At 45.6% G+C, this 26,975-nt stretch carries 25 protein-coding genes; 15 read left to right on the plus strand and 10 right to left on the minus strand.

Features of this window, described 5'->3' with window-relative positions:
• Positions 1–255: 255 nt before the first annotated feature.
• The 4 genes from QNO02_RS03825 to corA all read left to right on the plus strand — a co-directional run bounded on the left by QNO02_RS03825 (position 256) and on the right by corA (position 4,538).
• A complete protein-coding gene (locus QNO02_RS03825; protein WP_289391133.1) occupies positions 256–1,332 on the plus strand; it encodes a DUF3048 domain-containing protein in 1,077 nt (358 codons plus the stop codon).
• 317 nt (positions 1,333–1,649) lie between these two features.
• Positions 1,650–2,267, plus strand: coding sequence for a DUF47 domain-containing protein (locus QNO02_RS03830; protein WP_076215091.1), 618 nt, complete (start codon positions 1,650–1,652; stop codon positions 2,265–2,267).
• A 14-nt stretch (positions 2,268–2,281) separates the two neighbouring features.
• Positions 2,282–3,271, plus strand: a complete 990-nt coding sequence (locus tag QNO02_RS03835; RefSeq protein WP_062836232.1) for an inorganic phosphate transporter — start codon at positions 2,282–2,284, stop codon at positions 3,269–3,271.
• Between the two features lie 307 nt (positions 3,272–3,578).
• Positions 3,579–4,538, plus strand: coding sequence for a magnesium/cobalt transporter CorA (gene corA, locus QNO02_RS03840; protein ID WP_133387377.1), 960 nt, complete (start codon positions 3,579–3,581; stop codon positions 4,536–4,538).
• Positions 4,539–4,819: 281 nt separating this feature from the next.
• Here corA and QNO02_RS03845 read toward each other — a convergent pair whose 3' ends face one another.
• Both QNO02_RS03845 and QNO02_RS03850 read right to left on the minus strand, forming a co-directional pair.
• A complete protein-coding gene (locus QNO02_RS03845) occupies positions 4,820–5,908 on the minus strand; it encodes a DNA alkylation repair protein (RefSeq protein WP_289391134.1) in 1,089 nt (362 codons plus the stop codon).
• A 132-nt stretch (positions 5,909–6,040) separates the two neighbouring features.
• The gene (locus QNO02_RS03850; RefSeq protein WP_133387375.1) at positions 6,041–6,679 is read right to left on the minus strand and encodes a tyrosine protein kinase; all 639 of its coding nucleotides are present in this window, start codon (positions 6,677–6,679) and stop codon (positions 6,041–6,043) included.
• 452 nt (positions 6,680–7,131) lie between these two features.
• Here QNO02_RS03850 and QNO02_RS03855 point away from each other — a divergent pair, with 452 nt between their 5' ends.
• The gene (locus tag QNO02_RS03855; RefSeq protein WP_017690665.1) at positions 7,132–7,422 is read left to right on the plus strand and encodes a YerC/YecD family TrpR-related protein; all 291 of its coding nucleotides are present in this window, start codon (positions 7,132–7,134) and stop codon (positions 7,420–7,422) included.
• Between the two features lies 1 nt (position 7,423).
• A complete protein-coding gene (locus QNO02_RS03860; protein ID WP_133387374.1) occupies positions 7,424–8,209 on the plus strand; it encodes a sirohydrochlorin chelatase in 786 nt (261 codons plus the stop codon).
• Positions 8,210–8,355: 146 nt separating this feature from the next.
• Here QNO02_RS03860 and QNO02_RS03865 read toward each other — a convergent pair whose 3' ends face one another.
• Positions 8,356–8,925, minus strand: coding sequence for a TetR/AcrR family transcriptional regulator (locus QNO02_RS03865; RefSeq protein WP_091038820.1), 570 nt, complete (start codon positions 8,923–8,925; stop codon positions 8,356–8,358).
• Between the two features lie 168 nt (positions 8,926–9,093).
• Here QNO02_RS03865 and QNO02_RS03870 point away from each other — a divergent pair, with 168 nt between their 5' ends.
• Together QNO02_RS03870 and QNO02_RS03875 are read left to right on the plus strand one after the other, a co-directional pair.
• Entirely contained in the window at positions 9,094–10,020 is a 927-nt protein-coding gene (locus tag QNO02_RS03870; protein WP_289391135.1) for a ketopantoate reductase family protein, read from the plus strand.
• A gap of 71 nt (positions 10,021–10,091) precedes the next feature.
• On the plus strand, positions 10,092–10,508 hold the full coding sequence (locus tag QNO02_RS03875; protein ID WP_133387372.1) for a DUF4395 domain-containing protein: 417 nt from the start codon (positions 10,092–10,094) through the stop codon (positions 10,506–10,508).
• Between the two features lie 103 nt (positions 10,509–10,611).
• On the opposite strand, the gene QNO02_RS03880 is transcribed toward QNO02_RS03875, so the two are convergent.
• Entirely contained in the window at positions 10,612–11,328 is a 717-nt protein-coding gene (locus QNO02_RS03880) for an NPP1 family protein (protein WP_289391136.1), read from the minus strand.
• Between the two features lie 525 nt (positions 11,329–11,853).
• Here QNO02_RS03880 and QNO02_RS03885 point away from each other — a divergent pair.
• Complete coding sequence (locus QNO02_RS03885; protein WP_047840512.1) at positions 11,854–12,735, plus strand: diacylglycerol kinase; 882 nt, start codon at positions 11,854–11,856, stop codon at positions 12,733–12,735.
• Positions 12,736–13,356: 621 nt separating this feature from the next.
• Positions 13,357–15,126 (plus strand): 23S rRNA (uracil(1939)-C(5))-methyltransferase RlmD, encoded by a 1,770-nt coding sequence (gene rlmD, locus QNO02_RS03890; protein ID WP_289391138.1) that lies wholly within the window; start codon positions 13,357–13,359, stop codon positions 15,124–15,126.
• Positions 15,127–15,352: 226 nt separating this feature from the next.
• On the opposite strand, the gene QNO02_RS03895 is transcribed toward rlmD, so the two are convergent.
• Positions 15,353–16,261: a ketopantoate reductase family protein gene (locus QNO02_RS03895; protein ID WP_289391139.1), complete on the minus strand. Its 909-nt coding sequence runs from the start codon at positions 16,259–16,261 to the stop codon at positions 15,353–15,355.
• Between the two features lie 148 nt (positions 16,262–16,409).
• On the opposite strand from QNO02_RS03895, the gene QNO02_RS03900 reads away from it, so the two are divergent.
• Entirely contained in the window at positions 16,410–16,991 is a 582-nt protein-coding gene (locus QNO02_RS03900; RefSeq protein ID WP_289391141.1) for a TetR/AcrR family transcriptional regulator, read from the plus strand.
• 135 nt (positions 16,992–17,126) lie between these two features.
• Here QNO02_RS03900 and QNO02_RS03905 read toward each other — a convergent pair whose 3' ends face one another.
• Positions 17,127–17,621, minus strand: a complete 495-nt coding sequence (locus QNO02_RS03905; protein ID WP_289391142.1) for a leucine-rich repeat domain-containing protein — start codon at positions 17,619–17,621, stop codon at positions 17,127–17,129.
• Between the two features lie 252 nt (positions 17,622–17,873).
• Here QNO02_RS03905 and cysD point away from each other — a divergent pair, with 252 nt between their 5' ends.
• The 3 genes from cysD (at position 17,874) to QNO02_RS03920 (ending at position 20,903) form a co-directional block, all read left to right on the plus strand.
• Positions 17,874–18,773 (plus strand): sulfate adenylyltransferase subunit CysD, encoded by a 900-nt coding sequence (cysD, locus tag QNO02_RS03910; protein WP_289391143.1) that lies wholly within the window; start codon positions 17,874–17,876, stop codon positions 18,771–18,773.
• Position 18,774: 1 nt separating this feature from the next.
• Positions 18,775–20,448 carry a GTP-binding protein gene (locus QNO02_RS03915; RefSeq protein ID WP_289391145.1) on the plus strand — a complete coding sequence of 558 codons (1,674 nt, stop codon included), beginning with the start codon at positions 18,775–18,777 and terminating at the stop codon, positions 20,446–20,448.
• A gap of 104 nt (positions 20,449–20,552) precedes the next feature.
• Entirely contained in the window at positions 20,553–20,903 is a 351-nt protein-coding gene (locus QNO02_RS03920) for an S-layer homology domain-containing protein (protein ID WP_353959103.1), read from the plus strand.
• 117 nt (positions 20,904–21,020) lie between these two features.
• Here the strand turns inward: QNO02_RS03920 and QNO02_RS03925 are convergent, their stop codons facing one another.
• The 3 genes from QNO02_RS03925 to QNO02_RS03935 form a co-directional block, all read right to left on the minus strand.
• A complete protein-coding gene (locus QNO02_RS03925; protein ID WP_289391147.1) occupies positions 21,021–22,787 on the minus strand; it encodes a leucine-rich repeat domain-containing protein in 1,767 nt (588 codons plus the stop codon).
• A 283-nt stretch (positions 22,788–23,070) separates the two neighbouring features.
• Positions 23,071–23,949, minus strand: a complete 879-nt coding sequence (locus QNO02_RS03930) for a GNAT family N-acetyltransferase (protein WP_289391148.1) — start codon at positions 23,947–23,949, stop codon at positions 23,071–23,073.
• Between the two features lie 284 nt (positions 23,950–24,233).
• Positions 24,234–24,440, minus strand: coding sequence for a DUF2536 family protein (locus QNO02_RS03935; protein WP_076215046.1), 207 nt, complete (start codon positions 24,438–24,440; stop codon positions 24,234–24,236).
• A gap of 388 nt (positions 24,441–24,828) precedes the next feature.
• Here QNO02_RS03935 and QNO02_RS03940 point away from each other — a divergent pair, with 388 nt between their 5' ends.
• Positions 24,829–25,803, plus strand: coding sequence for a tRNA dihydrouridine synthase (locus QNO02_RS03940; RefSeq protein ID WP_289391150.1), 975 nt, complete (start codon positions 24,829–24,831; stop codon positions 25,801–25,803).
• A gap of 95 nt (positions 25,804–25,898) precedes the next feature.
• Here QNO02_RS03940 and QNO02_RS03945 read toward each other — a convergent pair whose 3' ends face one another.
• Positions 25,899–26,954, minus strand: a complete 1,056-nt coding sequence (locus QNO02_RS03945; RefSeq protein ID WP_289391151.1) for an ankyrin repeat domain-containing protein — start codon at positions 26,952–26,954, stop codon at positions 25,899–25,901.
• Positions 26,955–26,975 lie beyond the last annotated feature (21 nt).

A 26,975-nucleotide genomic window follows, 5' to 3' on the forward strand; every position in this document is an offset into this window, starting at 1 on the left:
CAAAAGTCGTTTTGTTTGTGATTAAAATCACAATCTAGTTCAAATTTTAAGTAAGGTTTGAGAAGTTCACATTTAGGACATATTTTTCTCCCAAATCGCTGTTTCAAATGTGAATTTCACGCTGTATCAAGGCCTTCTGGGCGCAGACAAATCGGATGGGGTGTGATTAAATGGAAAGAAATACGTGAAATGGTTGCCCACATGAGACATATATCACAACTTAGAACCAGGCCATATCGTTCAGGAGGTCCTATATTGAAGCTTTTTAAATGGAACAAAGCAGCATCGGCTGCATCCCTGTTTATTCTCTCATTGAGTCTTGTTGCCTGCCAAAACCAGGAAGTGGCGCAGATGCCACTTCAGCCAGAACCGACACCTGCACCTGTACAAGAAGAACAGAACGTGGAGGAGTCCAACACGTCTCTCTATACAGCACCTCTGACGGGTCTGCCTGTAGATGAAGCAATTACGCGACGACCACTCGCCGTAATGATTAATAATGCACCAGCGGCTCGGCCCCAATCGGGTCTAAGTTCAGCCGATATCATTCTTGAAGTTCTCGCTGAGGGAGGTATTACCCGTTTCATTGCCATCTTCCAGAGTGAAGGCGGTGGGGAAACGGTTGGACCCGTTCGCAGTATACGTCCATATCTAATTGAGCTCGGCGAGAGTTATGATGGGGTACTTGTTCATGCCGGTGGCAGTCCGGAGGCGTATTCCATTTTGCAAAGGCAGCAGAAACAGCATATGGATGAAATCTCGAATGGTGGACCTTACTTCTGGCGTTCCTCGGACCGTAAAGCCCCACATAATCTGTATACTTCAGCGGACAAGCTGAGAGAAGGGTCAGATATCAAGGGTTATAGCCATGATTTCAAGTCTCCCGTATACATCTATAACGAAGAAGGTGCGACATCCGCAGGAGAGGCAGTGAAGCAATTCGATATCCATTATTTATTGGATAGTTACCGGGTGACGTATGATTATGATGAAGTTAGCGGACGATATATGAGAATGGTGAATGGTAAGGCAGATCAGGATCTGGATAATGGGACTCAACTTGGCGCAGCGAACATCATTGTGGCAGGTGCAGATCACAAGGTACTTGATAGTGTAGGTCGGTTGTCCGTTAATTTGGAACAGGGCGGGGAAGCCATGTTGTTCCAGAAAGGCAAGATGATTCGTGGGCAGTGGGTGAAGAAGCAGGGGGATATTATACGGTTTGTTCAGGGTGGCAGTGAAGTGGCTCTTGTGCCTGGCAAAACCTTTATCAGCATTGTTCCTAATCAACCTGAATTTTCCAGTCATGTGAAGCTGGCTGTGCAGCAATAAAAGGATGTAATGAAAGAAAACAATGAAACATGTGTCCATTTTATCGTCGAGAAGGCAGTATATTTTACCTTCGCGTGAAAAGTAGAAGCGTGTCGATTTTGAATTTTGATGTCGAATTGTAAACGCAGTGTAAAATCTTGACTTGAATTTACCATTATTCCAAATAATTAAGATTCATTTCAGATTAATGTGATAAGAATATAAAAAAGGATCACACCTTTTGTACAAACCATGAAACAAATATGATAAGATATCAAAGGTTGTCATTTCATGTTTCATCGGTTATCGGCAATTTTTCTCGTAAAGGGGATAGAGCTATGAAGCTTAAGAAGAAGAAGGATATATTTTTTGAGACACTGGAGAATATGGCAGATACGGTTGTTCAAGCGGCAGATTATTTCTCCCAGCATGTTTCCAACCTTCAGGATGTGACTCTTTTTGCCAATGAAATGAAGAAGTACGAGTCGAAATGTGATGATTACGTGCATACGATCATTACAGAACTCAACAAAACATTTATCACGCCGATCGAACGCGATGATATTATGGAGCTGACAACAACACTTGATGACGTATTGGACGGACTCGAAGCAACGGCTTCCCGTTTCTATATGTACCAACTGACGGATCCGGACGAATTTATCGTTCAGTTCTCTGAAATTTTGCGCCAATCGGCTTACGAAATTCAGAAGGCAATCCATCTGCTGTCACAGAAAAAATTGCTGGCCATCCGTGAATACACCATTCGTTTGAATGATCTGGAAAACCAGGGCGACGAAGTGCTGCGCATGTGTATCAAACATCTCTTCGCTACCGTGTCTGATCCGATTGAACTGATCAAGCGTAAGGAAATTTACGAACGTCTTGAGACAACAACGGATGCTTGTGAAGACGTGGCGAATGTGCTCGAATCCATCATTATGCGTAATTCTTAAGGAGCCAGAGAATAATGGAAACAACGATTTGGGTATTAGGTATAGTCGTCTTCCTTGCACTGGCGTTTGACTTCATCAACGGTTTTCACGACACGGCGAATGCCATTGCCACTTCGGTATCAACACGGGCACTAACGCCACGTCGCGCGATCCTTTTGGCAGCGGTGATGAACTTTGTCGGTGCGATGATGTTTACAGGCGTTGCGAAGACGATTGGGGGGAGTGTGACCGACCCCACCACGCTGGATAACGGGATCGAGGTCGTCATAGTCACCTTGATCGCAGCGATTATCTGGAACCTGGTTACATGGTGGTTTGGTATTCCGTCTTCCTCATCACATGCACTTATCGGAGCCCTTGCAGGTGCCGTGCTTGTTGGCGCAGGATCTGATAAAGTGAAATGGAGCGGATTCATTGATATCGTCGGAGGTTTGCTATTATCACCTCTGATCGCGTTTGCCATCGGTTATGTGGTCATGACGATTCTCAAATATATTTTCGCCAAACGCAGTCCGCATAACGTGAATAAAGGTTTCCGTACGGTACAGATTTTCACGGCTGCACTGCAAGCATTCACACATGGTACGAATGATGCACAGAAAGCGATGGGTATAATTACGTTTGCTTTGGTTGCAGCAGGTGTACAAGATCATCTGGAAGTGCCGCTGTGGGTTAAAATCTCAGCAGCAACCGCGATGGCTCTGGGTACATCCATTGGTGGTTGGAAAATCATCAAAACGATGGGTACCAAAATCTTTAAAATTGAACCGATCAACGGATTCGCCGCCGATCTGTCAGCTGCTTCCGTTATTTTCACAGCAACGTTGCTTCACCTTCCAGTTAGTACGACGCACGCGATCACATCAGCTATTCTGGGTGTAGGTTCCGCGAAACGTTTCTCTGCTGTGAAATGGGGACTAGCTGGACGTATCATTATTACGTGGTTCATTACGATTCCGATTACTGCGGGACTGGCAGGATTGCTCTACTGGATTATTTTCTAAAAAGAGAAGTTATCCCGAACGAATTCGGGGTTACCAGACAATCTGTTCATAACTGTGTGAATATCGGGATATGTGGATAATTATACAACCAAAATCAAGAGACGCCTGTGCATGAACGTGTGGACAGGCTGGATATGTGGATAGCCATCCGTGGAATGATAAACCAAAAGAAGATATTCCTGTGGATACAGGGAACTGTGGATAGGGAAATGAGAGAAGCCAACAGGGTTGGCTTTTTTTGTTGTCGAGTTTGAAGGTACCTGTGTACAATAACGTATAGATACAGGACAAGGATGTGATCTGATTTATGATTCGTACACTCGCCATTACACGAGAACATCAAGTCTCCGTTAACGTACCACTTACACAGCTGGATCTGAACGATTACGCCTGGGTATGGGCCGATTTTAACCAGCCAACGGAAGAGGAAAGCTGTTTGCTGGATACATATTTTCATTTTCATCCATTAGCCATAGAGGACTGTCTGCATGTGTTGCAGCGGCCCAAGCTCGATTATTATGATAATCTGCAGTTTCTTGTGCTGCATGCACTGAACCCGTCCACACTGGAAGCCGAGGAGGTTGACTTGTTTCTCGGATCTAACTTCCTAGTGTCTTTTCATCATGGCGTATTGGAGGAAGTGGATGAAGCGTGGGAACGCTTGTTGCACCATGCACATGAACGAACCATCTGGGCGCGAGGTCCGGTGGCAGCAGCCTATACGGTGATGGACAAGTTGGTGGATCATTATTTTCCGTCTTTATTTGCGATTGAGGATGAACTGGCTGAACTGGAGAACCGGGGTGGACAAGAGTCGGTTGAAGACTTGATGAACCAGGTGTTTGATCTGCGGACTCGATTGCTGAAGCTTAGAAGAACCGTAGTACCGATGCGGGATCTGCTCTATCGGGTGGTGAACTCCCAGCATGTGCAGCGAACAGGTGAACATACGGCTTATTTTACCGATATCTATGACCATTTATTGAAGCTGACAGACATGATCGAAGCCGATCGGGAGATGACCGCTGACCTGCGCGACAGTTATATTTCCCTGAACTCGAACCGGATGAATCAGATCATGAAGACACTCACGGTGATTACGACCGTATTTATGCCGCTCACACTGATTGCGGGTATATATGGCATGAACTTTGCCTATATGCCTGAGCTTCAATGGAAGTTTGGGTATGGTGCGGTGCTTCTGTTAATGTTTGTGCTTGGCGGGAGTATGGTGGCTTGGTTTGTGAAGCGGGGATGGTTTAAGTAGAAATGTTATACCTTACTGCTCCGTATACAGTTCCACCCTTTCGGTGATAAGCGCAAGCTATTGCGAGCAGATCATCAGAAGAAGATTGCATAGCTGAAGCAACGTTTGTTACATATAAAAAGGCCACTGGACAAGGATCTCGAGCAGGATTAACTGTCGGGAGATGATGCTTGCCAGGTGGCCTTTCTGATTCTTCTATAGAAGTTTTGAAAATAAATGTATCCACATGTGAATAATTATTCCGCAGCAATAAGCTGTGTATAACTTACGATGTCTTCCTGTTACTCCATTTCAAGGACAAAAGAAGTCGTTGCTGCCGCTTTACCATTCACAACAATTGTTAGCGTATGCAGACCGGCATAATATTTTCTCGTTGTGATGACTTTGAAAGATTGTTTGGTGGCTACCTTGGTTCTTCCTGTCGGGTACATTTTATCAGAGCATTTGAATCGTTTGGGAGCCTGCTTGCCGTTTGCTTTCATATAACCCATCTCATATTCAATTCGCAGCATCTGTGACTCACCGCTCTCATTAACGACATCAAACGAGAAATGAAGATCCTCGCCAATGCTAATCGTATCCTGGACAAGCTGAAGCTGCTCAATGTGAATCGAATCCTGCTCGTTATAACCAAAAAGACTTAGTGCTTTGCTATGTCCTTTCTTCAGTAATGATCTGCTGGCATGCCGGACAATCCAGTCGGTGTGTACATGTTGTCCGTACCAGGTCGTGGCCAGATCCATAACCAGTTCAGGGTGGTCCTTGGAGATGTCATTCAGATGATTGGCGACACTTTTGCGAACATAGAGGGACTCGTCCTGTTTCAATGCATGCAGAATCGGAAGTACAGGTGTTGGATCAATGATAAAGTTCTGGAGTTTGGCACCCCATGGCAAACGTGGCCGGCTGCCTTCACTGGCAAGTCTGCGGATATGCTCGTTGTTGCTCTCTGCCCACGCCATCATATGTTTCATCGTTTGGATTGGATAATGTTTAATAAACGGGCGTACCGCGAACTCGGAGCTGGAATAAGGTGTGAAGAGGGTCAGATACTTCATGGATAACTCGTAATCCTCTGGGTCAAGTCCGTTCACTTCGATAAAATCCGGTACAAACAGATATTCAACGCCTCTCATATTCGGAGCGGCTTGTTCAATAATATGTAATGCTTCCTCATAATTGTCGGGCAGTACTGCAGTCAGGGCCAGTGTGATTCGGCGAATGCGCGCTTTGAATTCCAACTGTTCCCAGCCTTCAGCAAAAACCAATTCATGAAATTGCTGTGTATCCAGCTTAGGGTAGAATTGACGCAACTGTTCGCCGGTCCGATCGATTAATGCGGGAGTGTATTTGTCTTTGATAAGTTCCATGGTCCGCCTCCTTTAGTTATTATCAAGTATACCTCAAATTGCAGAAATAAGAACATAAGTTCCTGAAATTTTTGATATATTAATGAACGGTGTTAAGGCACCCACCTTCTGTAAGGGGGTGCCTGGATGAATTTAACCTTTGCGACTTTTGGGACGGCGCTTGGTGGTATTGGATTTGCGGCGGACTGGAGTTGTATTGCGGCGACGTGTAGCATTCGTTGTTTTGTTCCGACGTTTGCTTTTACGTTTCCGGGGCGGCGTATATTCTTCATAGTCTGCATCAGCTGCGCTGTTATTCGATTTTCCTTTTCCAAAAGGCAGAATGCCCATAACGAGTTTCATCATCGGAGCCATCTGCTGGATACCACCAACGACCTTCTGCATTTTGCCTATTCCACTCATAATCCCGTCAATTCCGCCGAAGCGGTCAATCATTCCTTTTAACTCACCGATGTTGGCTAACGAAAACCCGGAACTGCCTGTAGCAGCAGGCGCCTGTACCGGAGCAGGGGGAACCACCTGAGCTCCACCTCCATAAAAGTTCCCGCCAGCCACACCTTGCCCATAGGGTACGACTGCAGAAGCTTCGACTTCACCGAAGCCCGGGTAATGGGGTTCTACGCCAGGATACATCGGTTGAATCTGAGTTTCATTTAAAGACCGCGGAACCACACCGGGCGGCATATAGGCAGAAGTATGTGCCTGCCGATGAGCATGAGAAGACGGACGCTGCCCTGGTGCTGGCTGGCGGTGATAATAATGCTGTGGCATGAACGATCACGTTCCTTCTATTGGATTTCGGAATTGCGTTCCATGAGTTGCATGACAGATGTACATCATAGACCCTTGTGGAACTCCCTTTTGTTATACTGTATGTCATTCGCGGAGAGACGGCGTAGGCGGGTATCCCGGAAAACGGGATATTTGCGGATTTGGGCGCATCTATGATGGCAGGTTCACGAAGAGTAAAATGAAGTTTAGACACAAAATTGTAACATTTAGGAGGATTGAAATCCTACATAAGTAATCGGATATATACAGGTGAAAACTGGGAAATAGCGCGTTAAATTCGCCCGATGTACGCGAGGGGAGGACAATAGTACCTTTTGTAAGCGGTAACATGTATTTTTATTCTGTAGTGCGTGAAATCGGTAACGCTTGAAATACCAACTCAGGGTGAGTACAATGTAGGTACACAGTAACCGCTAGGGGATGATGATGAAATGCAGCTGAAAAAGCTAAATGATAAAAGCATTGAACAACTATTCGAGGCTATTTTGACGCTAAAAGATATTGAAGAGTGTTATGTTTTCTTTGATGACCTCTGCACAGTTAACGAGATCCAATCCATGTCCCAGCGGCTGGAAGTGGCTCGTATGTTGGGTAAAGGCAATACGTATAACCAGATTGAAGCAGAGACAGGTGCGAGTACAGCTACAATTTCACGTGTGAAACGCTGCCTGAATTACGGCAATGATGGTTATAAAATGACGCTGGAACGCCTGGGACGCTAACATGAAGAAGCCGGGTGTACTCATCATCAGTCACGGTTCACAGGAGCAGACCTGGGTGGAATCCGTCGATGACGCGATCTCCCGGTTGAATCTGCCTGTTCCATTACCGGTTGAAGCCGGTTTTCTTGAACTTGTGGAAGGACGCCTGATCCAGGACGGTATCGACCGACTGGAAGCACAAGGCGTAACCGATATTCTGGTCGTACCTCTATTTGTTTCGTCCGGGAGTACACATGTGGATGAAATTGAATATGCCATTGGTGCAAAGGAAACACCTGATCGCGAAACGGATCTGGAATCGTTCGATGTGAAGGCTCGGGTTCACTTTGGTTATCCAGTGGATAACGATCCGGATATTGCCGTGATGGTGTGGGACAAAGTCCGATTGTTGTCGCAGCAACCGGAGAAGGAAACGATTTTGCTGGTAGGCCATGGGAGTATTCATGATGGTTTTCGCGAGCGTTGGGAAGCCGGAATTTCTTCCCTTGCAGAGCGTGTGCAGGAAGTTAGTGGTGTAGCCCATACGGATTATGCATTGCTGAATCCGGAGAGTGTGTACAACAAAGTGAAGTACTGGAGCGAAGAGCGGGGGAACCGAGTCATTGTGGCGCCGCTGTTTTTGAGTGCCGGTTATTTCACGAGGAACGTTATTCCGGATCGGCTGCAGGAACTGAACTATGTGTACAGCGGTGAGACACTGTTGCCACATCCATTGCTTGTGCAGTGGCTGGAGCGCCAGATCCAGATTTTGCTGGAGAGATGTAATGAGGTTAAAGCTTCTTCTTGAAATGATCGCTTTGGCATAGGTGTGTGATCACATCGCTCGCAGTAATGTCGCACCAATTGATTTGAACTCCATAGCTTCATAAACAATCAAACCACGTCGAAGGACGTGGTTTTTGTTTGTTGTAGATCACTTGAGCGAGGATTAGTTTATCCATTAATGGGTGCGTGCAATTGCAGATGTAGCTCCAGTAAACTTATTAATTGGTCAACGATCTCCTCGGCCGGATAAGGCATGGAATTCATTATCCACCACTCCAGAAGACCGACTGCAGCGGAAGCAAGAAACTGTATGGTAATCTCTTTTTTCATACCCTCCTGAATGCCACAGGCATCCATCTGTTCCTCCACTCCTTGGACCAACAATCCCATCAACTTACTACGGAATGCCGGAATACCTTTTTTGGTTAGAAGTGTAGTATAGGTAGAGGCATGCTGTTCCAGATAACGGAAAGTTCTGAGCAGCGCATCCTTGGCTGTAACGGGTGTTGTAGTAGAGCTTTCGATCATACAGGCATCCAACAACTGCTGCAAATAGGTCTCAATGCATTGATCCAACAGGTCGAACTTGTCAGCGTAATGCAAATAGATGGTTCCTCGATTTACATTAGCCCGATCAGCAATATCGTTTATCGTAATTTGCTCAAAATCCTGTTCCTCCAGTAACCCCACAAAAGCTTCAATTATCGCCTTTCGTGTCTTGAGTACTCGTCTGTCCATGGCCCCTCCTATGATGGTTTTCAACAATAAGGAATCATTCGTTGATTATTCAACAAAAACGGATATTTTAACGATTGAAGCACAGTAGGTGCTTTGTTACTCTTATTTTATCAACAAATGTTGATAAAACAACGATTATTTATAAACTATGAAATTGAGGGATAACCAATGAAGATATTAGTGTATGGTGCGGGGGTTTTGGGCAGTCAACTGGCACAGGTTCTGGTGCGCGGCGGCAATGATGTTACTATTCTGGCTAGAGGGAAGCGGGCAGAGGAGCTGGAGAAGGATGGAATCGTCATCCGGCATATTTTTCAATTCAAAACGACAGTTGATCCGGTTCGGGTAGCCAGAACGTTGGAAGTGGATGACCAATATGATCTGATTTTTGTAGTCATGAAATATAATGATTTTCCTTCTGTGTTACCTATTCTGGCAAACAATCAGAGCAGCAATATTGTGATTGTGGGAAACAACGCAGATGCACGAAGCATGCAAAACTATTTGGTGGAAAACAGTAAGGTGGCAAAACAGGTCGCATTTGGATTCCAGGTGAGTGGAGGTAAGCGGGAAAAGGACCGCATGTTATCGGTCGGTGGAGGCAGCGGACAAATGGTAATCGGCAGTCTGGACGGAGAGATAGGATTTAAACCTTTGCTGGATCAAGCTTTCCAACATGTAAAATACAAGTTGAATGTTCTGAGTGATATTGATGCCTGGCTGAAAAGCCATATCATCCCCATTCTGATGCTTAATGCGGTGAGCTTTAATGAGGAGCGTGAGTTGATCAAGTTGGACGGGAACAGAAAGCAAATCCAACATATGATTGGGGCGATGGATGAAGGTTTTAGTGTTCTTGAGGCTATGGGCATAACGATTATACCGGAGATTCAGGCTAAAATGATTCGCAAGCATCAACGGATGTTGTACCTTCTGTTGAAGATATACAGTGTTCTTCCAATTCATAAGCTGATTGCGGGTTCTTTTGGAGAGATTGAGGCGTTAAATAATGCATTTAACGATTGGAAAAAGACAACAGGCATCCCGACTCCCCATTGGGATGTGCTGAAAAGAGATTTTACTCCCCTTAAATGAAGTGTTGCTCATTCCCTGCATACCGACTACAATAAAACCAACTAATAAAATGGGGATAAGGAGATATACAGATGCGGGAAGTGCCCATGCGCTATGTGAAAGCAAATCAGGTCGGTATTGTATTGTTTGTTTTACTCTCGTTTGTGTTCAATCCAATTGTAGTTCTGGGCGTGCTGTGGGTCATTCAGGTGGTTGGTCTGGCTTCTGGTGGAAAGCTTAATCTGTTTGTGCAGATTGGGAAAGCTGTGTTAACTGGTAAAGGGACAGAGACGCAGGCGGTGGAGCTGCAGCGATTCAACAATATTCTGGCTGTGCTCTTCCTGTCTCTGGCACTCATCTCGTTCTCGCTTGGCTGGGTAGCCGCAGGTTATGTATTCTCCATTATGCTTCTCGCGGCTGCAAGCGCGGCTCTGCTGGGTTATTGTGTGGGTTGCACGGTGTATTTCTGGTACAAACAGCTGCGTGCAGGCAGAAAAATCGGATTTTGAGATTGGCTGAAGAAGTGAAACAGGTTCCGGGATACTACGATAACTTCATAACGAAATCCCCCTCAAATGAGCTGTTCACTTGAAGGGGATTTTCTTTTTTTTCTTATCTGAACCAGGCTTTATTTAAATTGTTGGTGAAATTGTTATCGTTGAAAGGCACGTTGGCACTGCCAAAGTTCGTCGTATTGAGCGCATTTCGTGCGGCAGAAGTCAGGTCGTCCCATCCGATTAAAGGTTGTGTTCCCCCAACAGTGTTGGTAACGCCAAGCTCATGGTTCAGCGGCCAGGTACTATTATAGGAAATCAACGGATGGTTACCTTGTGTATTGGTATTGCTCGGTGTGACGTTGGTGAACTGGCCGTGACCAGAATAGGCGATAGAGAGGATTTTGGAATTGGCCGCTGCCGGATTGTCTACCCACACGACGATACCTTCCCAATCATGACGATGGCCGAGTCCAGAGGAAGGGGAGTCTTTTGGGAAATACCACGAATACATGATTGCCCACACCCCATTGTGCCATGCGGAGCGGGAGTAGATCTGGCCTGTACTTGAGCTACAGTTTCCATTCGATGACCCGGACGTATTCAAGCCAGCGCTGGTATTGCCCTGTTGATCCACTGCGGGAAAAGGCACGCATCCATGATAGACTTTTAGAAATGGCTGAAAACGCTTGGCCGCTTGTTGTGTCACGGTGACTGGTGAGACTTCCTGAAATCCGACAACCTGATCATGATTAATTTCTGCCGCTTCAACAGTGGTAACCCAAGGAATACAGGCCATAAGCGAAACCATGAGCATTAACACGATTTTTTTCATTTACACTTCTCCTTCAAGGGTATGATGTGGTGCTAAGTAGAGGGTGCACTAAAACTATATTGGAAAAAGATTTATATTATTTATCTTTTTATCTTAAGATTTGTAAATTTGTAGCATATCTATGTCATAATCATATGAAGATCATCGAAATCGAAGACTAATTCCTGTCCAAGCGGGCAGAATGGTTGATTAATGAGACTATTTTACATAAAAGGTAGTGGGGAAGATTCAGGATCGGTGCGTGAGGTTTATTGGGTAATGGATGGATTAGTAGGTACCTATATGAAAAAATATACTTATGGATTACAGGCTAGGACATCTTTACATTTGATGATATGATAGGAGTTAAAGGCTTTGGAATGAGACGGAATTCCTGATGCATAGATATAGGTAAGACGAAAGATTAGAGCAACATTAACCGAAGTTCATTATTGTGTAAAAAATATGCCCTTTTGTGGACTGATGCAACGTAAGAATATGAGGTCGTTTAGACTCATGGATAATGTGGAATAGGTGGCGTATGAGATGAAAAAAGCTCGCTTAATATATAATCCGACCTCAGGCCGGGAAGAAATGAAGAAACGTCTGGCTGATATTTTGCAGCGTTTGGATCAAGGTGGTATTGAAGCTTCATGTCACGCAACAACGGGTGAAGGTGACGCAACCCGGGAAGCTGAACTCGCGATTGAGCGAGGATATGACATGATTATTGCTGCTGGTGGCGATGGCACGTTGTACGAAGTGATTAACGGTATGGCCGAGCGGGAGAACCGTCCTCCGCTGGGTGTGTTTCCTTTGGGAACAACGAACGATTTTGCACGTGCACTCGGCATTCCGAGACAGTGGGAAGATTACGTGGATCTGGTCATTAATCAGCAGCTTCGTCCGCTCGATCTGGGCAAAGCGAATGATAAATATTTTATCAACATCGCTGGTGGTGGCTCATTGACTGAACTGACCTATGAAGTACCAAGTCGTCTGAAAACGATGATTGGGCAACTGGCCTATTATATGAAGGGTATTGAGAAAATGGCGAGTCTGTCTCCTCAGGAGCTGATTATTCGCGCCGACGGTCAGGAAGAGATTCATGATGAATTCATGTTATTCCTCATCGCCAATACCAATTCGGTCGGGGGATTTGAGAAGTTGGCTCCAGGTGCAACCATTGATGATGGTCTGTTCGATGTCATTTGCGTGAGGAAATGTAATTTGGCTGATATGATCCGCCTCGTAACGCTTGCGCTGCGTGGGGAACATCTGAACGACAAGAAAGTGGTTCATTTCCAGACGAGTCATATGGAAGTTACGTCACCGGGATATGTCCAACTGAACCTTGATGGAGAGTTGGGTGGAACATTGCCAGCTACATTTACGAATTTGCGTCATCATCTGATGTTGTATCGTTAAACTTGGCACTTGGCGCAGAATGTGGTCGCTTGGGGAAAACAATGATGCCATAGTAGTCGTTGCACAGCACCGCACAAGTGATGAGGAGTGTTGGATTCAGCTCTGCCGTAAGGCGAGATGGAAGTAGATTTTCCAGTTGCTGTGTCCGGTGGGATCGCGTATAATCTCATGTGGTCACCATGCGTTGAGCTGTTACAGCAAGGCACATTGTGGTAATTGAGTGAACGTGAACAGCGAACAGGTGAATATTGAACATTGAAGGTTAAAAGTGCTGTTCTTGTTCGATGGTACTGCGATGTGGTACACCGTGTTGAATGTAACAGTTTGGTTGGGTGCCGGCTGGCGGCTAACGAACTCAGAAAGCCTTAATGTGGCGAAATCGTCGAAGCTGCGAATCTAACGAATCTCAGCGTCGTTATTTTGGAGAAAATGACCGGAAAAGGTCGGAAAACACCATCTTAGGATGATATAACGTTTCTGAAGTTCATTTGAAATTCGGAACGTTATTTTTGATGTGAATAAGGTGTGCCAGGTTCGTTAGAATCGGGAACAAAATGAAATAGAAATTTCCCCTCGCCTGCACAGGCGGGTACTATATAAGAAGAAAGAAGTGAATGTACGTTGTCTAATACGAACCGCAGCGGTCGTGGAAAAAACCGCCGGAATTCGGCTGCCTCTCAGGGGCAAGGGAACGCTTCAGCGTCCCGTCAGCCAAGTCAATCATCTCGTCCATCTACACGTCAGCAAGGAAAAGAGGTGCGGCCACAAGGCGCATCTCTTTCTGCCGTTCGTCCAAAGGGGAGAACGCGTGAATCTGCACCAATCGAAGGACTGCCCGTTAGCAAAAATGAAGAGACCGTCATCGACATCATTGGGATGAACCATGACGGTGAGGGTGTAGGTCGTGCGAATGGGTACACGCTCTTTGTGCAGGGTGCGCTTCCAGGTGAAACCGTGCGTGTTCGCGTGATGAAAACCAAGAAGCAGTATGGCTATGCCAAACTGCTGGAGATCGTGAAAGCAAGCCCGGATCGTGTGTCCGCGCCATGCCCGATCTACGATCAGTGCGGCGGCTGCCAGATCCAGCATATGAGCTATACCGGACAGCTTGCGTGGAAACGCCAGTTGGTGATCGATAATTTGCAACGGATTGGCAAGCTGAATGTGATGGTGGAGGATGCGGAGACGTTGGCATCCAATACGCAGGATGATAAAGAGGGCGCTGAACAGCGTGTGCAGGATGACGCTTCAGTTGGTGATGCGAATCAGACAACTGAACTGGCTACTTCTGAAGTACAAATGATCGGCAGCAATCGTATTCGCCTTCGCCTTGAAGGTGTCATGAACGAAGAGGATACGGAGCAGGGCATCCGCGTACTGCCTACGATGGGCATGGACGAGCCATGGCGCTATCGGAATAAGGCACAGGTGCCGATTGGAGCTGCCGAGGGTGGTCTGGTAGGTGGTTTTTACGCTAAAGGAAGCCATCGGATCATTGATATGGAGAGCTGCCTCATTCAGCATGAGCACAATGATGAAGTGGTTGCAAAGGTTAAGGAGATTGGCAGTCATTTTGGAATTAGCGCCTATAACGAAGAGACAGGTCGTGGCTTGCTGCGTCACGTGGTCGTGAAGAAGGCGTTCCGTACAGGCGAGATGATGCTTGTTCTGGTTACGAATGGTCGAGACATTCCGTACAAAGACGAATGGATTGGCAGTATCCGTGAAGCGATTCCGCATGTAGCGAGTATCTGCCAGAACGTGAACAAAAAACAGACCAACGTCATTTTCGGCGATGAGACCCGTGTCCTGTGGGGCCGTGATGTAATCTATGATTATATCGGTGATGTGCAATTTGCGATCTCAGCGCGTTCGTTCTATCAGGTGAATCCGGTGCAGACGGAAGTCCTGTATGGCAAAACGGTAGAGTACGCAGGACTGACTGGCAAAGAGACGGTGATTGATGCCTATTGCGGCATCGGTACGATCTCTCTTTTCCTCGCGCAACATGCGGATCAGGTGTACGGGGTAGAGATCGTGCCTGAAGCAATCGAGGATGCGCGTAGCAATGCGCTGCTGAACGAGATGAAGAACGTGAAGTTTGAAGTGGGTGCATCCGAGGACGTTATTCCACGCTGGAAAGAACAAGGTATCGAAGCCGATGTGATCGTTGTCGATCCGCCACGTAAGGGCTGTGACCCACGTTTGCTGGAAACGATCTTGGAGATGAAGCCGGAGCGAGTGGTGTACGTGAGCTGTAATCCGAGCACGTTGGCACGTGATTTGCGTGTGCTGGAGGATGGTGGCTATCGGACGGTTGAGGTCACGCCGGTGGACATGTTCCCGCATACGGTGCATGTGGAGTCGGTGGCAATGTTGGTGAGGGAGTAGTGTTTTGAAGCTAGATTACCTGTTTTAATAAATAGCTAATTAGCCCGAAGCTTCTAAAGCTCGGGCTATATTTGTTATAACCAAATTAATCCATTCAGCGAAGGACAATTTAATGAGGCTTCCGTTCGTCGGATGATGGTTTATATAATCATTAGTAGAGTTGATGTTGGTCTGAACAATATCAAGTTTTCCAGTTTATCCGTTTTTAATAATAGCTGTGTGTTGTTCAGTTTTCTAATGCCGAGGTAAGACGTGGCAAAGGTATACCTAACTTTTGGGCTTCTCTCACAACTTCAAGTACTGCAAAACTGGGCTTACTATTATTGTATTCAATGAAAAGTCGTGGTAAGCTGCCCTTTGCAAAAATAACCTTGTTAAACAGCGTGCCGAGAAGTGCTGGTGGAATCTTGGTCAACAGTAGAGTAATCGCGTCCATCTTGGCGCCTCTTGCTTTAAGAACAGGCTTCATTTCCCGCATACTGTTGCCGACATTTGCGAATGAGTCACTGTGATTCAAGATTGCTGGGAAACTTCCCCGTTTGAGCACCTCGGTCTCCATCGCCGCATTCATGGCATAGTGATTCCATAACCAGCTTTGCATATCCTTGATCCAATTGATTTTAAAATTGGCGCTTTCAAATAGTTCTTTGACCTTGTTGTTTATCTGTTCCGTGCCTACCCGTGGTTTTTCCAGAAATATCATTTTTAAAAAGCCGCCCCTAAGCTTATTGTCCTCAATGCCGCCTCCTGCTCCTGGGAACCCAAAGACAACGTTGTTCATAGACAGGGGCAAGATTGATGATTTTAAATCCTGCCAAATATTATTGAATATTAGGATCGGGGTGTTACCAGCAGTAGTCGAAAGTATTCTTGCTGCTTCGGGAAGTTGCTCCGTGTTGACACTCGCAATAATGAGATCGTAATTTGGGCTTATCTCCTCATGCAGCTTGATTTCCCAGCTTTCTTGGATGAACTGTTTTCCTCTTCGTGCGTCCCACATTTCAAGCGCGATATGACTTCCGAACGTTTCTTTTCTCCCTTTTCTAACGTAAAACTCAACGGTATGCCCTGCCTTCTCTAAAGCCCAAGCGTATTGGGTCGATATTACACCTCTACCGAAAAATAAAATTCTCATCTTAGCCTCCTAATATCCATATTCATCCTTGTTGATGATCCAACAACGTGTTGTATAATGTAATTGTATAGATTCACTATTTGGTCATCAACCATCAGATTTTTAATATCTGTCGTATAATCAATTCAACAGAAAATGGAGGTAAACAATGAAAAAGCAACCTGAAATTACGGAAAAAACAAGGCAGACATTTATAAATGTATTCTGTGATTTATATTGCCGAAAACCAATCGAAAAGATATCCATTCAAGAGATTGCTAACCAATCAGGATATAATCGGAGTACATTTTATCAATACTTTACAGATATCTATGAGTTGTTGGACTGCGTTGAAGAGCGTATGTTGAAATCGATTAAGGAGGAAATGGCAGGAAGAGAGTTTTCTACACATACTATCCAAGATGCACTTCAATGCTTGGAAAATGCAGAGGAAATTTCAGTTCTTAAAGCTGTATTGGGCGACTATGGATCTGTTCATTTTGTGGAACGCTTGAAAAGAGAAATTCCCTTTGAGCGATTGATTATGGATTTTTCAACAGATGATGTCTTGGCACCATACATCATTGAGTTTTACATATCAACATTAATATCTATGTTTCGTCTTTGGATACACAGAGACAAAGATCTATCGTCGGAGGAATTGATCAAGCTGATCGATAGTCTATTTTCAAAGGGGATAACACCGTATCATATCTTTGGCACGGTCAATCCGCAACGCTCTGGAGTGTAGCGATGATGGTTAGAAAGCGAAACATAAACATAAGGGGCTCGAGAATTTATATATTCTCGAACCCCTTTTTTGTCTTTGTTTCAAACCATCCATTAACTGTATTAGTCTAAAACTCCCCATCATCCCAGGCGGTAATTAATACACATGCACACCCGCACCAAGCACGGATTTGTTTTGAACGGAATTACCGGATAGATATACCTTTTGCAGATCAGGCAGCTGGCTTATGGTCTCTATACTGGAAATGGCATTGTTCTCGAGATGAAGTTCTTCTATGGCCTGCCAGTTGCTCATGAATTTGAGAGAAGCCAAACTGCTGTCTTGCAGAGTGAAGGAACGTAGAGCGGACATGTTGGCAAAGTATGGCATCATCTGGTTAACTTCAGTAACAGAGGTATTGTTTATGCTGAAATACGGTTGCTCTAAGGTCAAATATTCAAGCACGCTGTTCTCGGTTGCTGCCTTTTGTTCAAATTCCAGCCTGCACTCGGAGCACATCAGAGATTTCACCTGCTTCAAACGAAATAAAGCATCGCTCTCCCTATATAGTGAAGAGTCGTAAATGTTCAGGGTCACTAGGCTGGGCAAGCCATCTAGCTGTCTGTACTTTACAGGCGGCAGCTTTTTCAAATTCCATGGCCCTCAATCATGATTGTAATAGAAATCGTTAACCAACCGATTCCATTTGTAGCTCAGCACAAATCATTCGTTCAGGCGATTTTATTATAGGAGGGAACCGTTACTCAATGCTGAATATTGTCGATTCAATCATAAACATCATAAATTTTACTTTTTTCCACTTTGCAATAAAGATGGAATCTGATAGGATAAGTTTATAAATACGATGGTTTTAGTGAGGATTAAAAAGGAGGCCGCCTTGCCATGCAAGAATTAACACATCTGGATCAACTTGAGGCTGAAGCGATATACATTATCAGAGAAGTAGCAGCGGAGTGCGAGAAACCGGTCATGTTGTATTCCATCGGCAAGGACAGCTCGGTCATGCTGCACTTGGCCCTAAAGGCTTTCTACCCTGAGAAGCCGCCGTTCCCATTCATGCATATCGATACAACCTGGAAATTCAAGGAAATGATTGAGTTCCGCGACCGAAAGGCGAAGGAATTTGGTATCGAAATGATCGTGCACTCTAATGATGAGGCTATTCAGCAAGGAATTAATCCCTTCGACCATGGTTCCGCATATACCGACATTATGAAAACCACAGCCCTGAAGCAGGGATTGGATAAATACGGATTCACGGTTGCGTTCGGTGGCGGAAGACGTGATGAGGAGAAGTCGCGTGCGAAGGAGCGGATTTTCTCGTTCCGGAACAAGAATCACTCGTGGGACCCGAAGAACCAACGTCCGGAGATGTGGAAGCTGTTCAACACGCGAATCAACAAGGGAGAGAGCATTCGAGTCTTTCCGCTGTCCAACTGGACTGAGAAGGATATCTGGCAATACATTCGTCGGGAGAACATCGATATCGTTCCGCTTTACTCCGCGGACGTAAGACCGATCGTTAATCGTGACGGGCATATCATCATGGTGGATGACGAGCGGATAAAGCTTGAGCCTGGCGAGAAGGTAGAGATGAAGAAGATTCGCTTCCGCACGTTGGGTTGTTACCCGCTGACGGGCGGAGTCGAGTCCGATGCCGTTACGCTGGATGAGATCATTGAGGAGACATTGGGTGCGTTATCTTCCGAACGGACCAGTCGGGTTATCGATCAAGAAGCGGCGGGAAGCATGGAACGACGCAAACGGGAGGGCTATTTCTAACATGAAGAGTCTACTTAAATTCATTACCTGCGGAAGTGTGGATGATGGCAAGTCCACGCTGATCGGACATATGCTCTATGAGGCTAAGCTGCTGTTTGCCGATCAAGAACGCGCGCTTGAGCTCGATAGTCGATTGGGAAGCCGAGGCGGCAAAATCGACTACTCGCTGCTCCTCGATGGTTTGCTGGCCGAACGCGAACAAGGGATTACCATTGATGTGGCATATCGTTATTTTACGACGTCTCATCGTTCCTTCATCGTGGCGGACACACCGGGACACGAAGAGTATACGCGCAACATGGCTGTAGGCGCTTCCTTTGCCGATCTAGCCATCATTCTGGTGGACGCTACCAAAGGCATCATTACCCAGACCAAACGCCATGCTCGGATCTGCGCCCTGATGGGTATCAAGCATCTCGTATTGGCTGTGAACAAGATGGATCTGGTCGGCTTCGATCAGAGGACGTTCGAGGCAATCAAGGAAGAGTTCATCCAAACGACGGCCGAATTCCAAATCAAGAGCATTCAGGTCATTCCCGTGTCGGCTACGGAAGGGGACAACATTACAACCCAGTCGCCGAATGCACCCTGGTACGAGGGGTTAGCATTATTGCCGTATTTGGAAAGTATAGACGTTCATACTACCGATGATACGAAGCCTTTCATGATGCCAGTTCAGCGTGTAAGCAGACCGGACCATACGTTCCGTGGGTTCCAGGGCCAGATTGAGGCTGGAAAGATTTCGGTCGGAGACGAACTCATGACTCTGCCAAGTCGTGAGAAAGCCAAGGTTAAGCGGATTTTGGTGACGGACCAAGCTCAGGATTCGGCTTATGCTGGCCAACCGGTTACGATACAACTGGACCGCGAAGTTGATGTCTCGCGGGGCTGCGTGCTCACGATAGACAATCAAGTCCAAGAAGCTGACAGCTTCGCTTCTACGATCCTGTGGATGGACGATTCCGTCCTGACTCCGGGCAAGCATTATTGGGTAAAGGTCGGAACGAAGACTCTTCCAGGCACTGTAACGGCGATTACCCATAAAATTGACATTAACACGGGCCATACCGTTCTGGCCGATCAAATTGTTAAGAACGAATTGGCCAAGTGTGAATTCACACTGTCGGATCAGATCGTCTTCGATTCCTTTGAGCACAATAAGAGCATCGGAGGTTTTATCCTCATTGATCGTGTCACCAACATGACGTCTGCTTGCGGAGTCATCGATCAAGCTCTGAAGGGAGAAAGCCGATTTGCCACGCTGGATACGGGGATCACGAGAGATGTTCGCGCCCAGCAGAAAGGACAATCTCCGCTCACGCTCTGGTTTGCTGGCTCGGATACGGTAGCTCTCGCCAAGGAAGTGGAGAAGCGACTAATGTCATCCGGTTACCATACGATGCTGCTTGAGAGCGTCAGTGGAGAAACGCTCCGCGGTACGGCGGAGATGGCAAAGGTGTTGAACGACGCCGGCCTGATCTCACTGGTATCCCATGATTCTATCAGTGCGGGCGAACTTGAGACAGCTCGAGAGATCATCGGGGGTAAAGGATTTATCGAAGTTAACGCGGACGAGATCGGCGGAATGTCCACCCAGGATGCCGCGAAATCCGTGGTTAAACGAGTCGTGCAATCCGTTATCGATCACAGTCCTTCGAATAACTACGACATTTAATAAGCATGTATGTCCGATAAAGCGGTTGCCGATCAGGCAGCCGCTTGTTTGTTTCGTCTAACATCTTAACGAACAGTCTGTATTCAGTGGTGTGGCACCCGTTGATGTTCAAAGATGTAGAAAATCATTGGGCTAAGGATGCTGTCAATGATATGGGCTCTCGCCTCATTGTGAATGGCATTGGTAACGATCTATATAATTCAAATATGGATATGACACGTGCTGAATTCGCAGCGATTATGATGAAAGGCTTGGGACTGAAGCCAGTTGATGGCAAGGCGCCTTTTGCAGATGTGGATGCTTCCGATTGGTATCATTCCGCTGTTGCTGCAAGTATTGAGACAGGTGTGATCAGCGGCAGAGGAGCACATGAACTGGCTTCGAAAGCCAACATCACCCGTGCTGAGGTTGCAGCTATCGTCCAAAGAATATTGAAGGCTTCTGACTTGATTTAAAGCACCAAAAGGGTTCCCCATGCAGGAAGAACTGCATAAGGGGAGCCCCTTTTTTCTTTGTTCCGATACCATCCACTAACTACAGTAGTCTAAAACTCCCATCATCCCAATCGGTAATTAATACACCTGCACACCCGTGCCAAGCACGGACTTGTTTTGTACGGAATTACCGGATAGATATACCTTTTGCAGATCAGGCAGCTGGCTTAGGGTCTCGATATTGGAAATGGCATTGTTCTCGAGATGAAGCTCTTCTATGGCCTGCCAGTTACTCATAAATTCGAGAGAAGCCAAATTGCTGTCTTGCAGAGTGAAGGAACGTAGAGCGGACATGTTGGCAAAGTAAGGCATCATTTGGTCAACTTCAGTAACAGAGGTATTGTTTATGCTGAAATATGGCTGCTCTAAGGTCAAATGTTCAAGCACGCCTTTATCTGCGGCCGATTTTTGCTCAAAGTTCAGCCTACACTCGGAGCACATCAGAGATTTCACCTGCTTCAAACGAAATAAAGCATCGCTCTCCTTATATAGTGACGAGTCGTAAATGTTTAAGGTCTCTAGGCGGGACAAGCCGTCCAGGGCGGCAAGACGGGTTAGTTCATCGATCTCCCAGAGCGAGAGTTGCTCCAGTTTCGGGAATTTCCCCAGCGCAGCCAAGTTCAATTCCCCACTTCCGCCACGGAGCGTCAGACTGGTTGTAGTCGGGGCCTTTAGCCCGGGGAGAAAGGAGCTTGGAATTTCCGCTCGCTCTACTTTAGGCAGTGTCAGCGCTTCTGGATTCTCGTAGTAGCCGGACAACGTTAATTCCCGCAAAGAGGACAGGCTATTGATGGCTTTTACCGAACCAAGTTGACTTAGAGAAGCCAGGCGTAGTGTAGTAATGGAGTTTTTGCCGGTCAAGCGCTCTAGGCTCGAGATGTTTACATTTTCGATATCTAACGTTTGTAGAGCAGGCATATTTTGCACAAAGTCGATGGACTTTACGTTCGTTAAATAGGACAACTGAAGCTCCTGAAGCTGGGTCAAGGCATACAGCGGCTGCAGGTCTGTGGTTTCACTGTACTGTATAGATAAGGATGATAGCCCGGTCATGGACGACACCCATCCGAGTTCATCGACAAAGGTGAGCGACAGGGACTTGATTGGCAATTGGTTTAACAAGTGAAAATCTGTTACGGACTCATCCACATAGGTAATGGATAAAGAGTTCAGATTGGGGAATTCCAGTAGTAGGGCCAACTCCTGATTGCTGCGAAGCTGAGTGGAAAGCTCCGTAATTTTAGATTTGTCGCCAAAGTAGCCCGAAAATGTACTGAAGGATTCGTTAAAAGCGCCTCCATAACTTTTTAATCCCGGCATATGGGCCAAAGTGGTTTGGTCCGTCTGGGATATTTCATAGGTATTTGTCAGGTCCAATGCGGTCAGTCCCTTAAAAGCTTCAAAATCTCGCTGATCAATCCGTTGGCTATTCAGTTTTTTGTCCTGAGTAATATAAGTGATCTTCTCGGCCTGTTCATCGCTGAATGGATCGGAGAGACTATATGTAAACTTCCACTGATCATTCTCCGAATGCTCTACGGTTAAATAGCGAATACGAGCCAATTCCTCCTCTGTTGGCAAGGCGGACCCTTTATCGAAGATATCTCGCAAAAATGAGAGCAAAACCTCGCTTTCAGGCATCTTTCGCACAGGCAGATTGGCTTCTGTTTTTGGATAGGTGGAGCTGTTGCTATAATAAAAATATGTACCGATGGCGCCAGCCAGGACTAACATCAGTATCAGCATTACCTTTACGGAGGCAGTCTGCTTCAGCGGTGCTTTAGGGGGTGTTCCGTGGTAATGATTAATGGTCTGGTCTACGTAATAGACATGATTTTGCTTCAATAAAAGTTCTGTTTCACAATAGGGACACTTTAAAACCTCATCCTTCTTGTATTCAATTCTTCCGTTGCAATTGGGGCAGTTTAGCGGGATAAACGCCACGAATGTCCCCTCCTTCATTATGATGGTCATAAGATCATGCTGAACGGTCATCTGATTTCATTATACCTTGTAAATTTACGTTTGATGAGAGTAAGGAGTTTCACATAACGAAGGAGCAGGGAAATCCTGCTCCTTTTTGATCTTTTTTAAGTATGACTGGTGGCAGATCTTATTAAATAAATCATCAAGCAATAGATGTAATTGGATGTTTAACGTGAACAGGGTAGAGATGTTCACCATGGGTTCTTACAAATAAACCTTCATTGGTGATCAAACTTTTCAGATCAAGACCTTGATCATCTGGAGTGAAATGGAAGGTTATTTTCTCCGTATCCTCATCTGCAATCTTATCCAAGATATCTTTCATATTCATTTCGTTTAAGCTAACAACGTCGAAGAGATCGATATGATTGTCTTCTTTCTGATAAATAACAATGACGTTTTCGTTTTCCAAGTAATAAATATCATCACTAAAGACATTCAGGCAATAAAACATGAGTATTCCTTGAGCATGATGGGTTGCGAAATGCTGAGAAACAGGTAATCGTTCCGATGCCAATTTTTGAATAAGACGTAAATCCTCCGCGTTAGTAACATTTAGTTTACGGATATTCGCAGGTTCGGGTGATTTTTTTGCCGTATAATCCATTGAAAAAAGATGTTCTTCCACAGGTTTAAACCCAAACTTGGGGTAAAAATCAAGCACAGATTCATTGGCAAAAAGGTACATGTAATCGTACTTGTTCTCGTATTCCTCTAAAACTTTATTCATTAAACGTGTAGAGAGTCCTTTCCCCCGATAATCAGGATGTGTCATCACCGTGCCGATTTGAATCGCTTTTTTCTTCTCACCGTGAATGATGAGCTCAAGGATGTTAACAGAAACGTTGGCAATAACCTGGTCTCCATCGACATATGAATAAGGGATGTAACGCTCTCCCCAGTATCCTTGTTGATACCAATCTTCAAAATTGATCTCAAACGTGTTGACAGCAAGCTCGAAAAAACTCTTGCGCAGTACTTCATTGTTTTTATAATTCTTCATAAATATTAATTCTTGCATGGTATTACCCCCTTAATCCTCAAAAATGACTGTTTGTATAGTGGTACGATCCCCGTATTTAACTATGTAAAATATGATTACAGGTGACAAAAATCCTCTTTTAATACCGCGTTTTAAACAAACTTGGCGATGTTATTTAAGCAGGAGTTTTAATAAGAGAAAAAGGAGTTTGATATGGAAAGAGACGCGAGCGAATTCGCGTCTTCTTTTTTGCATGCTTTATAGGATATGCTTAAATGCAATTGCGTCAGTGAACTGTTTTTCACTATTCAAATCTTGGTCCATTAATCTACGTTAAAATGCACGATTGCACTATATAACATCTTGTTGCGAAAAGGGTCAAACGTTACTTGATGTTGAACTTGCTTCACGCGTAACATTAATGCTTTGTTCATTCCGATTCGTTCTTCGATCGCTCGTTCCAGTTCACGGAAGTCATAAGCCTGCAAGCATTCGACTTTGTCTTTGATCATATCCAGTGAAATTTCCATATATAATTCAGGCCTCCTTAAAATCTCGATTTGCAGGTTAAAAGCCTGTCGAGCTTCATTTTAGAGGAGCTTTTCCAGTTCGGCAAGAGCAATCGGGCTGAAAATCTAATAAAGACGTGATAAAATCGGGAAAGGGCAATTTCGAGATCATCGAACTTTCAATAATTTGAAGATCCAATGGAAGGAATAACAGATACTGCTGTTTGAACGAAGTTACATTTGCATGGTATAAGTGAAGAAGAAGCTAGGACACCATGATGTGAATTGCAACGAAACTGCGAATGATCATGTAAATGATAAGCAAGCAGATGCATGAGTTACGAGTTTTACTATTTTAACTATTAATGAGGACAAAGACTGTCCTGGAATGTATAGAGGAGCTTTTGAGATGACAAAGGAAAACTTTTGGCGTGATTTGCCACGACCATTTTTTATACTGGCACCGATGGAAGATGTGACGGATGTTGTGTTTCGGCATGTCGTAAGTGAAGCGGGCAGACCGGATGTGTTTTTTACGGAGTTTGCGAACACAGAGAGTTATTGTCACCCGGAGGGGCACCATAGTGTGCGTGGACGGTTGACGTTTACAGCGGATGAACAGCCGATTGTGGCTCATATCTGGGGAGACAAGCCTGAGTTTTTCCGCGAGATGAGTATCGGTATGGCAAAGGAAGGCTTTAAAGGTATCGATATTAATATGGGCTGTCCTGTAGCGAATGTTGCGGAGAATGGAAAAGGAAGCGGCTTGATCTGCCGGCCAGCCCTTGCGGCGGAGATTATTCAGGCGGCGAAAGCCGGAGGGCTGCCGGTCAGTGTGAAAACGCGTCTCGGATTTACTGAGGTCGGCGAATGGCGCGACTGGTTGACCCATATTTTGCAACAGGACATTGTGAACCTGTCCATTCATCTGCGGACGAGAGAAGAAATGAGCAAAGTAGACGCTCACTGGGAACTTATTCCGGAGATTAAGAAACTGCGTGACGAGATAGCGCCTAATACTCTTCTGACGATTAATGGGGATATTCCTGACCGTGAGACAGGCCTGAGACTCGCGGAGCAATATGGTGTGGATGGTATTATGATTGGACGCGGTATCTTCCAGAATCCGTTTGCTTTTGAGAAGGAGCCGAAGGAACACGGCAGTAAGGAATTGCTTGATTTGCTACGGCTGCATTTGGATCTCCATGATCAATATTCCGAGCTTGAACCACGTTCGTTCAGCCCGCTGGCCCGTTTTTTCAAAATCTATGTTCGTGGCTTCCGCGGTGCTAGTGAGCTGAGAAACAGCTTGATGAACGCCAAAACCACTTCTAAAGTACGCGAATTGCTCAATGAGTTTGAAAGTAATGAACAGGTGGAGTAGAGTAAGACGTAATCATGGATACGGAGTATGATTCAGATAGATTAAATAGAAAAAAGAAGCGGTAACTCTTCCGCTTCTTTTTTTTGCTTTGCTGTTTAACGCGTATACTCTGGCTTCTCTATAGTGACCGGCTGAGGATTGGCAAGCACCCATAATACCGCCAACTCGGATAATCTGGCAGGCGCATCAAAATCGTATCCATTATGAAGCTTGCTGGCCAAATCTGCTGCCTCTTGGAGAAGTGCGGGGGCGAGTGGCGCTCCAGTGCCCAGATAACGAATTAGCGCATCCAGCATTTTGCGATACTCCGCATCCCAGTTTCCTCCGCCATTATCCAATACTTCATGGGACACACGTCCTGTGATGCGAATGACCTCTCCCTGCACCGTTTGAGCGTGGCCCTGAGCCGGGATGAGATATTCCCACAGCTCTTGGTGCTGCTTGGGCCAGGTGGTTGCCTTTACCTGAATGGGTGCAGTTCCATCGTGCATGATCCGATTCGCTACCGGCTCGACATCAAATAACTGGTACAGTTTAATCAGCGCGTCTGAAACTCCATCGACCTTGTCCTTATTGAACTTCTCACGGACGAATTCAAAATCCTTACCGATCCGCTTCACCGATTCTTTCATATCCGGGGTGACCGATGCTCCGGCATCCAGAAGAATTGCGGCAATCTCTGCCAGATTAACTATATCGCTATTCCTACAATTGACTAACCCCTTAGCTAATGGCGTATTACCCTGTTTATTTTCTACGTTAATCGTAGCGCCCTGGTTTACCAACTCTTGAACCACTTTGGTTCGATACCCACTGACCGCTGCATGTAACGGTGTTTCATTTTGGTAATCCACAGCGTCCAGATCCGCACCTAATTCAAGGAACAGGGGTACATTTCCTGACCAGTGTGAGGCATGGGCATGTAAAGGCGTGCGTTGATATTTGTCACGTGCATTAATATCTGCCCCTTGCTCTAACAGCCAGCGGACCAATTCATCCGAAATATGCCGAAAGCTGAGGGCCGTACCTTTGCTGTAGCCCCCGCGGGCATCCCATTCGCATTGCTCAAAGACTTCTTTTACGGTTGCGATATCATTATCTTTAACGAGTTTTTCCATATGAGCAGGTAAGGTTGCTTTCTTCGTAGCCATTACACTCTTCCTCTCCTTTGT

It is taken from the genome of Paenibacillus sp. PK1-4R (assembly GCF_030369595.1).
Classification (GTDB): Bacteria; Bacillota; Bacilli; order Paenibacillales; family Paenibacillaceae; genus Paenibacillus.

Bases quoted from the DNA above. Each gene is read 5' to 3' on its own strand.
- QNO02_RS03945 (WP_289391151.1), bottom strand. From the start codon at position 26,954: ATGGCTACGAAGAAAGCAACCTTACCTGCTCATATGGAAAAACTCGTT.
- QNO02_RS03865 (WP_091038820.1), bottom strand. From the start codon at position 8,925: ATGGACAGACGAGTACTCAAGACACGAAAGGCGATAATTGAAGCTTTT.
- corA (WP_133387377.1), top strand. From the start codon at position 3,579: ATGATTCGTACACTCGCCATTACACGAGAACATCAAGTCTCCGTTAAC.
- QNO02_RS03860 (WP_133387374.1), top strand. From the start codon at position 7,424: ATGAAGAAGCCGGGTGTACTCATCATCAGTCACGGTTCACAGGAGCAG.
- QNO02_RS03830 (WP_076215091.1), top strand. From the start codon at position 1,650: ATGAAGCTTAAGAAGAAGAAGGATATATTTTTTGAGACACTGGAGAAT.
- QNO02_RS03835 (WP_062836232.1), top strand. From the start codon at position 2,282: ATGGAAACAACGATTTGGGTATTAGGTATAGTCGTCTTCCTTGCACTG.
- QNO02_RS03870 (WP_289391135.1), top strand. From the start codon at position 9,094: ATGAAGATATTAGTGTATGGTGCGGGGGTTTTGGGCAGTCAACTGGCA.
- QNO02_RS03855 (WP_017690665.1), top strand. From the start codon at position 7,132: ATGCAGCTGAAAAAGCTAAATGATAAAAGCATTGAACAACTATTCGAG.
- QNO02_RS03940 (WP_289391150.1), top strand. From the start codon at position 24,829: ATGACAAAGGAAAACTTTTGGCGTGATTTGCCACGACCATTTTTTATA.
- QNO02_RS03875 (WP_133387372.1), top strand. From the start codon at position 10,092: ATGCGGGAAGTGCCCATGCGCTATGTGAAAGCAAATCAGGTCGGTATT.
- QNO02_RS03900 (WP_289391141.1), top strand. From the start codon at position 16,410: ATGAAAAAGCAACCTGAAATTACGGAAAAAACAAGGCAGACATTTATA.
- cysD (WP_289391143.1), top strand. From the start codon at position 17,874: ATGCAAGAATTAACACATCTGGATCAACTTGAGGCTGAAGCGATATAC.
- QNO02_RS03880 (WP_289391136.1), bottom strand. From the start codon at position 11,328: ATGAAAAAAATCGTGTTAATGCTCATGGTTTCGCTTATGGCCTGTATT.
- QNO02_RS03850 (WP_133387375.1), bottom strand. From the start codon at position 6,679: ATGCCACAGCATTATTATCACCGCCAGCCAGCACCAGGGCAGCGTCCG.
- QNO02_RS03845 (WP_289391134.1), bottom strand. From the start codon at position 5,908: ATGGAACTTATCAAAGACAAATACACTCCCGCATTAATCGATCGGACC.
- QNO02_RS03885 (WP_047840512.1), top strand. From the start codon at position 11,854: ATGAAAAAAGCTCGCTTAATATATAATCCGACCTCAGGCCGGGAAGAA.
- QNO02_RS03935 (WP_076215046.1), bottom strand. From the start codon at position 24,440: ATGGAAATTTCACTGGATATGATCAAAGACAAAGTCGAATGCTTGCAG.
- QNO02_RS03895 (WP_289391139.1), bottom strand. From the start codon at position 16,261: ATGAGAATTTTATTTTTCGGTAGAGGTGTAATATCGACCCAATACGCT.
- QNO02_RS03930 (WP_289391148.1), bottom strand. From the start codon at position 23,949: ATGCAAGAATTAATATTTATGAAGAATTATAAAAACAATGAAGTACTG.
- QNO02_RS03920 (WP_353959103.1), top strand. From the start codon at position 20,553: ATGTTCAAAGATGTAGAAAATCATTGGGCTAAGGATGCTGTCAATGAT.
- QNO02_RS03915 (WP_289391145.1), top strand. From the start codon at position 18,775: ATGAAGAGTCTACTTAAATTCATTACCTGCGGAAGTGTGGATGATGGC.